General features: G+C 57.2%; 10 protein-coding genes and 1 tRNA gene. 8 read left to right on the forward strand and 3 right to left on the reverse strand.

Annotated elements, in window-relative coordinates:
- Positions 1 to 295 precede the first annotated feature (295 nt).
- On the reverse strand, positions 296 to 607 hold the full coding sequence (locus tag PMI26_RS01005; protein WP_007980581.1) for a DUF3077 domain-containing protein: 312 nt from the start codon (positions 605 to 607) through the stop codon (positions 296 to 298).
- Between the two features lie 686 nt (positions 608 to 1,293).
- On the opposite strand from PMI26_RS01005, the gene PMI26_RS01000 reads away from it, so the two are divergent.
- Both PMI26_RS01000 and PMI26_RS0130015 read left to right on the forward strand, forming a co-directional pair.
- Positions 1,294 to 2,430: an XRE family transcriptional regulator gene (locus PMI26_RS01000; protein ID WP_007980586.1), complete on the forward strand. Its 1,137-nt coding sequence runs from the start codon at positions 1,294 to 1,296 to the stop codon at positions 2,428 to 2,430.
- The gene (locus PMI26_RS0130015) at positions 2,427 to 2,924 is read left to right on the forward strand and encodes a DUF4411 family protein (RefSeq protein WP_033048498.1); all 498 of its coding nucleotides are present in this window, start codon (positions 2,427 to 2,429) and stop codon (positions 2,922 to 2,924) included. Before PMI26_RS01000 ends, PMI26_RS0130015 begins: the two co-directional genes overlap by 4 nt.
- Before the next feature lie 155 nt (positions 2,925 to 3,079).
- Here the strand turns inward: PMI26_RS0130015 and PMI26_RS00995 are convergent, their stop codons facing one another.
- Together PMI26_RS00995 and PMI26_RS00990 are read right to left on the reverse strand one after the other, a co-directional pair.
- Entirely contained in the window at positions 3,080 to 3,409 is a 330-nt protein-coding gene (locus tag PMI26_RS00995) for a hypothetical protein (RefSeq protein ID WP_007980588.1), read from the reverse strand.
- Between the two features lie 182 nt (positions 3,410 to 3,591).
- Positions 3,592 to 3,676 (reverse strand) — tRNA-Leu (locus tag PMI26_RS00990).
- Between the two features lie 107 nt (positions 3,677 to 3,783).
- On the opposite strand from PMI26_RS00990, the gene queA reads away from it, so the two are divergent.
- The 6 genes from queA to PMI26_RS00960 all read left to right on the forward strand — a co-directional run bounded on the left by queA (position 3,784) and on the right by PMI26_RS00960 (position 9,884).
- Positions 3,784 to 4,848: a tRNA preQ1(34) S-adenosylmethionine ribosyltransferase-isomerase QueA gene (gene queA / locus PMI26_RS00985; RefSeq protein WP_007980590.1), complete on the forward strand. Its 1,065-nt coding sequence runs from the start codon at positions 3,784 to 3,786 to the stop codon at positions 4,846 to 4,848.
- A gap of 14 nt (positions 4,849 to 4,862) precedes the next feature.
- On the forward strand, positions 4,863 to 5,978 hold the full coding sequence (gene tgt, locus PMI26_RS00980; protein ID WP_162130301.1) for a tRNA guanosine(34) transglycosylase Tgt: 1,116 nt from the start codon (positions 4,863 to 4,865) through the stop codon (positions 5,976 to 5,978).
- Between the two features lie 43 nt (positions 5,979 to 6,021).
- Entirely contained in the window at positions 6,022 to 6,357 is a 336-nt protein-coding gene (gene yajC / locus PMI26_RS00975; protein WP_007956696.1) for a preprotein translocase subunit YajC, read from the forward strand.
- A 64-nt stretch (positions 6,358 to 6,421) separates the two neighbouring features.
- Positions 6,422 to 8,290 (forward strand): protein translocase subunit SecD, encoded by a 1,869-nt coding sequence (secD, locus tag PMI26_RS00970; protein ID WP_007980595.1) that lies wholly within the window; start codon positions 6,422 to 6,424, stop codon positions 8,288 to 8,290.
- A gap of 9 nt (positions 8,291 to 8,299) precedes the next feature.
- Complete coding sequence (secF, locus tag PMI26_RS00965; RefSeq protein ID WP_007980597.1) at positions 8,300 to 9,214, forward strand: protein translocase subunit SecF; 915 nt, start codon at positions 8,300 to 8,302, stop codon at positions 9,212 to 9,214.
- 121 nt (positions 9,215 to 9,335) lie between these two features.
- Positions 9,336 to 9,884 carry a glycine zipper 2TM domain-containing protein gene (locus tag PMI26_RS00960; RefSeq protein WP_007980599.1) on the forward strand — a complete coding sequence of 183 codons (549 nt, stop codon included), beginning with the start codon at positions 9,336 to 9,338 and terminating at the stop codon, positions 9,882 to 9,884.
- The last annotated feature ends 155 nt before the right edge of the window (positions 9,885 to 10,039 follow it).

Here is a 10,039-nt window from a genome sequence, read left to right on the forward strand (position 1 = left end):
GCCAGCCCAACCACTATCAATGGCGGGGGTGCACCACAATCACAACCCACTGGAGCCAAACAACGCCAGCCAGCTCACCGCAACCCCTGTGGGAGCGGGCTTGCCCGCGAAGGCGCCAGCCCAGCCAACACAACCCCCTGAACTGAACCACAACCCCCTGTAGGAGCGAGCCCGCTCGCGAAAAACCCAAGGCATCCACATGTCCCGCTGAACACCCCGCCCACCGCAACCAAGCCCGCCCTCACAACATCACACCTGACGCTTGAAGCCAAAAGCGATCCCGGCGCGTCGCCCACTACCCCTCAGCCTTAGCCCCCGCCCGCTTGGACGCCACTTCATTATCCCGATCCCGCCTCAGCACCTTCACCGCATCATCCACCAACGCCTTGCTCATCGAAGTCAGATAATGCGCCGCCCAGGCGTGACGGTCGGTGTCTCTGGCATAAGCAGCATCTTCAGTGAGCGTCTTGGCCAGGAACAGAAAATCGGAGGCCATGGACAACGCATCGCCGAGAGGGACGCCGCGAGTGACATGAAACAACGCTTGATCCGCGCAGTAGATCGCGGGTGTCAGGCCGATGGTTTTTAGTTCAGGTTGTTCAGTCATTGGCCACCTCCGAGGATGGAGAGGCAATGGGGGAGGGCGTTACGCGATTGGGAATCGCATAGAGAGAAAAGCCAAATTTCAAACGGATTGATACTGCGCATTATCCAACTCCTTGATATGAGGAGCTGCCACGTTCGTTACCACACGAATGGGTGACAGCTGTGCGCAGGGTGGTAAACCGGGAATCAAGGAAACCGGCACGCCCGAGGGCGTCCCACGCACAGCCGCCATAACTCACGCCGCAGGCATAAAAAAAGCGCCTGATGACGTGATTGGGGCGCTGTTGCGCCTTGAATAACTCGGGTTACCACACCCGGTCGCTGAATTGGCAGCGACGGTGGGAGGGTATCGCGCAGATCGTTTTGCTGCAACCTTCGAGAGCGCTGGGTGATTATGTGGTCAGTCTTTGGGATATCCGCGTGATGACGGCGCGGCGCTGGAAAAGGGCAATGCCATCTGTCCGCGGGTTACATATTTGCGCTTCGGGTCGTTGAGGATTTACCTCATAATCGCGCGCTCCTGACGTTGGCAGCCTGCTTATCGACTAATCTGTAGTCGCTGCCACCAGACCTCAAATAGCCAAGGAGAAAGGCAATGCCAGATAACGGGAACCAGCGTCAGTCGGACGCACCTGCCAAGAATGCTCTTGAATGGTTACTAGCCCCATCTGATTTGCCTGCGACCCTATGAGCCAAGCCGCCTTCGTCAATCCAAGCCTGCTCACCTGGTCTCGGGAGCGTGCAGGTCTCTCCACTGAGCAGGTTGCTAAAAAACTGCCAGTGAAACCTGATCGCGTACAGGAATGGGAGGCTGGCGAGACCAAACCAACTTTCCTTCAGGCTCAAAAGTGGGCGAGTGTCGCTCACATCCCGTTTGGCTTCCTATTTCTTCAGCAGCCACCCGTCGAACAACTGCCTTTACCTGATCTGCGGACAGTGGGAGGAATTGCTCCTCAACGTCCCACTCTGGAACTGTTGGACACCGTAAGGGATGCAATACGTAAGCAGGACTGGTACCTGGAGTATCTGCAACACCAGGAGCATCAGCCGCTTGCTTTTGTAGGTCGCTTCAATAGCCGATCTCAAGTCAAAGAGGTGGTGGACGATATTCGCCGAGTCCTCGGCGTGAACCCTGACATTGCTCGATTGGATTACGAAAAATACAGCCGTGCCTTGATCGATGCTGCGGAAACGGTTGGCATTTTGGTTATGCGCAGTGGTATTGCGCTAGGGAATACTCACCGCAAACTGGAAGTGAGCGAATTTCGGGGTTTTGCCATCAGCAATGCCTTTGCCCCCGTCGTATTTATCAACAGTTCCGACGCTCCCACCGCCAGGCTGTTCACCTTACTTCACGAACTGGCTCATATCTGGATTGGTAGCAGTGGAGTGTCTGACGGAAATACCGCCAATGGTCGAGAGGAGGAGCGTTTCTGCAATGCAGTTGCAGGTGAGTTTCTGGCACCCGAAACCCAATTCCGCGCCCTATGGAATGCAGATGTTAACTGGGAAGACAATTTAGCTCCGCTAGCGAGTCGGTTTCACATCAGTAAGTTGGCGATCGGTCGCCGCGCATTGGATCTCGGATATATAAGCCAAGCGCATTACAGCGCTTACTATCGAATGATCCTCAAGACTTTCCAGGATGAAAAAGGCGGAGCGGGTGACTATTACCGTAACGCCACCGCGAAAAACAGCCCTCGTCTAAGCAAGGCAGTGCTGACTGAAGCAATGAGTGGCCGGATGCTGCTGCGCGAGGCGGGACACTTGCTCGGCGTGCAACCTGCCAAATTAAGGACTCTCGCCAGCAAGATCACGGAATGAATTATTTACTCGACGCAAACACACTGATCGAAGCGAAGAATCGTTACTACGGGATGGCTATCTGTCCTGGATTTTGGCAATGGTTATTGCTTAAAAATAAAGCATTAGCTTTAGCCAGCATTGCACCGGTAATGGACGAGCTAACTAAAGGACATGATGATCTGGCCGGTTGGGCGAAGGGAAACTCTGATTTCTTTCACTCCACCACCGATCAGGATACGCAACTGGCATTCGCGCAGGTCGCGGGGCTCGTGGCTGATCAATCGCCTAAGATGAAAGTAGGCGCTATGGAGGAGTTTTTGGCGGGTGCTGACCCTTGGTTAATTGCGAAAGCGATGACTACAGGGTCTACAGTCGTTACTCATGAAGTGCTGAATCTCGACGCTAAACGGAAATTCATAATTCCCAATATTTGTCAGGAACTTAATGTTCATTTTTTGAATACGTTTGAGTTATTGCATAGGCTTGAAGCAAGGTTTGTGTTGCTTGCCTGAAGTAAGTGAATTTTTCAAGTCGTTTGGAAAGAGAAAGGGGACGGATTTATTACTTCTTCATGAAAAAAGGAGACAAATTTGATATTGGATAAGACGTGGCGACGAGCGTCTAGCCGGTTGTAGGGCTTCCTCCTTTTTAGACCGCCCACCTTCATTCATTGAATGTCTTTCAGGTAGTCCTTGAGTGCGATGAGCGGAGCATCAAGTTGCTCCATCGTCTGAATACTGGAAAATTCACCTGCCAACCTTTGTAACTCGCGGCCCAACGGTTTATCCACACCGCCGATGGCTTCCAGCGCCAACTCGAGGCACTCGTCCATTTTCAATTGGATTCCCTCAACATCCCCCCGCCGCACCAGCAACTCAAACACATCCCGCTGGTAATCACCCATGACCAGATCGTCACGCAAAATCGGGCTCTGACCTTCCGATTCATAAGCCAGTTTGAGGGAGAAGAGGGCGACGGTTTCCAGGTGCAATTCCATGGGGGGAATCCTTGTGAAGTGTTCTTCCGGCGAGAGGGGCAGAAGAGAGCAAGATCAAAAGATCGCAGCCTTCGGCAGCTCCTACAGGTTGGTGCGTTGTCGGGGTGTTTGTGGGTGGGGTGCTGGCCACTTTATCGCAGGCGAAAAAAAAAGGCCTTGCTAAGCAAGACCTTTCTTAATTTTGGTGCCCCGAGGGAGACTCGAACTCCCACTCCTTTCGAAAACGGATTTTGAATCCGCCGCGTCTACCAATTCCGCCATCAGGGCTCAATGGCGGCGAAGTATAGAGATGAGATAACCGCTGGTCAATCAGGTACATGGAGAATTTTTGATAATTCCGCTAGACTTCCCGGCCCTGCTAGACGAACCCCATCATGCGCGTTGCTGACTTTACTTTCGAGCTCCCTGATTCGCTGATTGCCCGCCATCCTTTGGCCGAGCGTCGCAATAGTCGTCTGTTGACCCTGGATGGGGTCAGCGGCGCCCTGGCACACCGTCAATTCACTGATTTGCTGGAGCATTTGCGCCCCGGCGATTTGATGGTGTTCAACAATACCCGGGTGATTCCGGCGCGGCTGTTTGGCCAGAAGGCTTCCGGCGGCAAGCTGGAAATCCTGGTGGAGCGGGTGCTCGACAGTCATCGCGTGCTGGCCCATGTGCGTTCCAGCAAGTCGCCGAAGCCTGGGTCGAAGATCCTGATCGACGGCGGTGGCGAGGCCGAGATGCTGGCGCGCCATGATGCGTTGTTCGAGCTGGGGTTTGCTGAAGAGGTGTTGCCGCTGCTCGACCGCGTCGGGCACATGCCGTTGCCTCCTTATATAGACCGCCCGGATGAAGGCGCCGACCGCGAGCGTTACCAGACCGTCTACGCCGAGCGTTTGGGCGCGGTGGCGGCGCCGACGGCGGGGCTGCATTTCGATCAGGTGCTGATGGAGGCGATTGCCGCCAAGGGCGTCGAGACGGCGTTCGTGACCCTGCACGTTGGCGCGGGTACGTTCCAGCCGGTGCGGGTCGAGCAGATCGAAGACCACCACATGCACAGCGAATGGCTGGAAGTCGGCCAGGATGTGGTCGATGCCGTTGCCGCCTGCCGCGCGCGCGGTGGTCGTGTGGTGGCGGTGGGGACCACCAGTGTGCGCTCGCTGGAAAGTGCGGCGCGCGATGGCGTGCTCAAGCCGTTCAGCGGCGATACAGACATTTTCATTTACCCTGGCCGGCCGTTTCATGTGGTCGATGCCCTGGTCACCAACTTCCATTTGCCCGAATCCACGCTGTTGATGCTGGTTTCGGCGTTCGCCGGTTATCCCGAGACCATGGCCGCCTACAAGGCCGCCGTCGATAACGGTTACCGCTTTTTCAGCTACGGTGATGCGATGTTCATCACGCGTAATCCTGCGCCGACTGCCCCTAAAGAATCGGGCCCAGAGGAAACAGTATGAGTCGCACCTGTCGTATGTCTTTCGAGCTGCTGGCCACTGATGGCAAGGCTCGTCGCGGTCGTTTGACCTTCCCGCGCGGTACCGTCGAGACCCCGGCCTTCATGCCGGTGGGCACCTACGGCACGGTCAAGGGCATGCTGCCACGGGATATCGAGGCGACTGGCGCTGAAATCATTCTGGGCAACACCTTTCACCTGTGGCTGCGCCCGGGCACGGAAGTGATCAAGAAGCACGGCGACCTGCACGATTTCATGCAGTGGAAAGGCCCGATCCTGACCGACTCCGGCGGTTTCCAGGTGTTCAGCCTGGGTGCCATGCGCAAGATCAAGGAGGAGGGCGTGACCTTCGCTTCCCCGGTCGATGGCGCCAAGGTGTTCATGGGGCCGGAAGAGTCGATGCAGGTCCAGCGTGACCTGGGCTCCGACATCGTGATGATTTTCGACGAATGCACGCCGTACCCGGCGGATGAAGACGTCGCCCGTATTTCCATGGAATTGTCGTTGCGTTGGGCCAAGCGTTCGAAAGAAGCCCATGGCGACAATACCGCAGCGCTGTTCGGCATCGTTCAGGGCGGCATGCACCAGGACCTGCGCATGCGCTCCCTGGAAGGCCTGGACAAGATCGGCTTCGATGGCCTGGCCATCGGCGGCCTGTCGGTGGGCGAGCCCAAGCACGAGATGATCAAGGTGCTGGATTACCTGCCGGGCATGATGCCGGCTGACAAACCTCGTTACCTTATGGGCGTTGGCAAACCGGAAGACTTGGTTGAGGGTGTGCGCCGCGGTGTGGACATGTTCGATTGCGTGATGCCAACCCGTAATGCCCGCAATGGGCATCTGTTCATCGATACCGGCGTGCTGAAGATCCGAAACGCGTTCCATCGCCATGATGATTCGCCGCTCGATCCGACCTGCGATTGCTATACCTGCCAGAACTTCTCCCGCGCTTATCTGCATCACCTGGACAAGTGCGGCGAAATGCTGGGAAGCATGCTCAATACCATCCATAACTTGCGTCATTATCAAGTGCTTATGGCTGGTTTGCGCGAGGCTATTCAACAGGGTACATTGGCCGCCTTTGTCGATGCCTTCTACGCCAAACGCGGGTTACCTGTTCCGCCTTTGGACTGAGTTTTCTGACCCCAAGATTCAACATTTGCAACTGGAGTGCTAAATGAGCTTTTTTATCTCTAATGCCATGGCAGACGCTGCAGCACCTGCGGCAGCCCCTATGGGCGGCGGTTTCGAGTGGATTTTCCTGGTCGGCTTCCTGGTCATCTTCTACCTGATGATCTGGCGTCCACAGGCCAAGCGCGCCAAAGAGCAGAAAAACCTGCTGAGCAGCCTGCAAAAGGGTGACGAAGTTGTGACCACCGGCGGCATCGCCGGCAAGATCACTAAAGTGGCCGACGATTTCGTCGTTCTGGAAGTTTCCGACACCGTCGAAATGAAATTCCAGAAAGGTGCCATCGCCGCGACGCTGCCAAAAGGCACGCTCAAAGCGATCTAAGTTTCAACTTCATCTTCAATCGACGGGGCGCGCAAGGCGCCCCGCGTCATAAACGGGCGGCGTGATGCTGAACAAATATCCTCTGTGGAAATACATTCTGATCCTGGCGGTGCTGGCGGTCGGTCTGATTTATTCCGCTCCCAATCTTTACCCTGATGACCCGGCCATTCAGGTCAGCGGTGCAAGCACTGCGCTGCAGGTCAATCAGGCTGATCTGGATCGTGTAAGCACGGCGCTCAAGGAATCCGGGATCAACGTCAAGGCTGCCACCCTGGCCGCCAACGGCAAGGGCGGGCTGATTCGCCTGACCAAGGCTGAAGACCAGCTGCCGGCCAAGGACGTTGTGCGCAAGGCGTTGGGTGATGACTACGTCGTCGCGCTGAACCTGGCACAAACCACCCCGCAATGGCTGCGCAACCTCGCTGCGCACCCGATGAAGCTGGGTCTGGACTTGTCCGGTGGTGTGCACTTCCTGCTGGAAGTGGACATGGACAAAGCCCTCGACGCGCGTCTGAAAGTCTACGAAGGCGATGTAAAGAGCCTGCTGCGTAAAGAAAAGCTGCGCTATCGCAGCCTGCCGCAACTCAATGGTGCCATCCAGCTGGGCTTCGCTGATGAAGACAGCCGTGAACAGGCCCGTGTGCTGATCCGCAAGAACTTCAACGATTTCGACATTGTTCCGGCCGACCTCAATGGTCAACCGGTGCTGCGTCTGGCGATGACCCCGGCCAAGCTGGCGGAAATCCGCGAATACTCCATCAAGCAGAACTTGACCACGGTACGTAACCGCGTCAACGAGCTGGGTGTTGCCGAACCGATCGTCCAGCGCCAGGGCGCCAACCGCATCGTGGTTGAGCTGCCGGGCGTGCAGGACACCGCCGAAGCCAAGCGTATCCTCGGCAAGACGGCCAACCTCGAGTTCCGTCTGGCTGCTGAGCCGGGTGCTTCGAAAGCCACTTCCGAATCCTTCGAGTTCCGTGAGGGCAAGCGTCCTCCTGCGCTGATCGAGCGTGGCCTGATCATCACCGGTGACCAGGTGACTGACGCCAAGGCCGGCTTCGGCGAGCACGGTACGCCGGAAGTGAACATTCGTCTGGACGGCCACGGCGGCGAGCTGATGAGCCGTGCGACCCGTTCGAACGTCGGTCGCAGCATGGCGGTGATCTTCATCGAGCAGCGTCCGGTCACCACTTACACCAAGCAAGTGGTCAACGGCGTCGAGAAAGACGTGGCGGTGCAGAGCTTCAAGGAAGAGAAGAAGATCATCAGCCTGGCGACCATCCAGTCGCCGCTGGGTGCGCAGTTCCGTATTACCGGCCTGAACGGCCAGGGCGAGTCGTCCGAGCTGGCACTGCTGCTGCGTGCCGGTGGTCTGGCTGCACCGATGTACTTTGCTGAAGAACGCACAATTGGTCCAAGCCTGGGTGCCGACAACATCACCAAGGGTATCGACGCGTCGCTGTGGGGCATGCTGTTCGTCTCGCTGTTCATCATGGCCATCTACCGCTTCTTCGGCCTGATTGCCACCGTCGCTCTGGCGGTGAACATGGTGATGCTGCTGGCGCTGATGTCGCTGCTGGGTGCAACGCTGACCCTGCCGGGTATCGCCGGTATCGTGTTGACCATGGGTATGGCGGTCGACGCCAACGTGCTGATCTTCTCGCGGATTCGTGAAGAGATCGCCGCCGGCATGACCGTGCAGCGCGCAATCAACGAAGGCTTCGGCCGGGCTTTCACCGCGATTCTCGACGCCAACCTGACCACACTGCTGGTCGGCGGCATCCTCTTTGCCATGGGCACCGGCCCGGTCAAGGGCTTCGCGGTGACCATGTCCCTCGGGATCTTTACCTCGATGTTCACGGCCATCATGGTGACCCGCGCGATGGTCAACCTGATCTTCGGCGGTCGTGACTTCAAGAAGTTGTGGATTTAAGGGGCTGCCATGTTACGTACAATCAACTTCATGGGCGTTCGCAACTTTGCGTTCGGCGTCACATTGTTCCTTACCGCACTGGCCTTGTTCAGTGTCTTCCACAAGGGCATGAACTGGGGCCTGGACTTCACCGGCGGTACGCTCATCGAGCTGACCTACGAGCGTCCGGCCGATGTCACCAAGGTGCGTGAGCAGTTGGTAACCGCGGGTTATCACGAAGCCATCGTGCAGAACTTCGGTGCGACCACCGATCTGCTGGTGCGCATGCCTGGCGAAGACCCGCAGCTGGGTCACCAGGTTGCCGAGGCCTTGCAGAAGGTCGGCGGCGAGAACCCGGCGACGGTCAAGCGCGTCGAGTTCGTCGGCCCGCAGGTGGGTGAAGAGCTGCGCGACCAGGGCGGCCTCGGCATGCTCATGGCGCTGGGCGGCATCCTGATCTACCTGGCGTTCCGCTTTCAGTGGAAGTTCGCGGTCGGTGCGATCGTGTCCCTGATCCACGACGTGATCGTGACCATCGGTATCCTGTCGTTCTTCCAGATCACCTTCGACCTGACGGTGCTGGCGGCGGTACTGGCGATCATCGGTTACTCGCTCAACGACACCATTGTGGTATTCGACCGGGTTCGTGAGAACTTCCGTGTACTGCGCAAGGCCAGCCTGATCGAGAACATCAACATCTCGACCACGCAAACCCTGCTGCGGACCATGGCGACTTCGATCTCCACCTTGCTGGCGATCGCGGCCCTGCTGTTCTTCGGCGGCGACAACCTGTTCGGTTTCTCCATCGCCCTGTTCATCGGTGTGCTGGCGGGTACCTACTCGTCGATCTACATCGCGAACGTGGTGCTGATCTGGCTGAACCTGAGCACGGAAGACCTGATTCCTCCTGCCAATACCGAGAAGGAAGTCGACGACCGTCCTTGAGGGAAGTTTCTCTCTGCGATGTAGTCCAAAAAAGGCGCGAGTTGAACTCGCGCCTTTTTTTGTGCTCCAAGGCTGGGAGAAGCGCGGACACGTTCCGCATGTGATGGTCCAGGAGGTTCATGTGAACAAGTCGATGCTGGTTGGTGCTGTACTGGGTGCTGTCGGTGTGACTGCCGGGGGCGCTGTGGCCACCTACAGCCTGGTTAAAAGCGGTCCTGAGTTCGCACAAGTACTCGCCGTTGAGCCGGTCAAGACACAAATCAAGACTCCACGTGAAGTGTGCAAGGATGTAGCGGTCACCCGGCAGGCGCCGGTGAAAGATCAACATCAGATCGCCGGTACGGTGGTCGGTGCATTGGCAGGTGGTTTGCTGGGTAACCAGATCGGTGGCGGCACCGGCAAGAAGATTGCCACGGTTGCGGGCGCAGTCGGTGGCGGTTACGCCGGTAACAAGGTGCAGGAAGGCATGCAAGAGCGTGATACCTACACCACGACACAGACCCGCTGCAACACGGTCAACGACATCAGTGACAAGGTTGTAGGTTACGACGTGCGGTATTCGCTGGACGGTAAGGAAGGCAATGTGCGCATGGATCGTGATCCGGGCAACCAGATTCCGGTGGATAAGGAAGGCAAGTTGATCCTGTCTGAGAATCAGGTGGCTCATTGATCTGCTGAAGCCGGACAAAAAAGAAGCACCCTGCGGGGTGCTTTTTTTGTGCTCGGGATTTATGCAGCACCGCAACCCCCTGTAGGAGCGAGCCTGCTCGCGAAGAACCCAAGGACGCCGCGTTTATCCAGAATTCCCGCGTTATCGTTGACGAC

The organism is Pseudomonas sp. GM33 (assembly GCF_000282295.1).
Classification (GTDB): Bacteria; Pseudomonadota; Gammaproteobacteria; order Pseudomonadales; family Pseudomonadaceae; genus Aquipseudomonas; species Aquipseudomonas laurylsulfatiphila.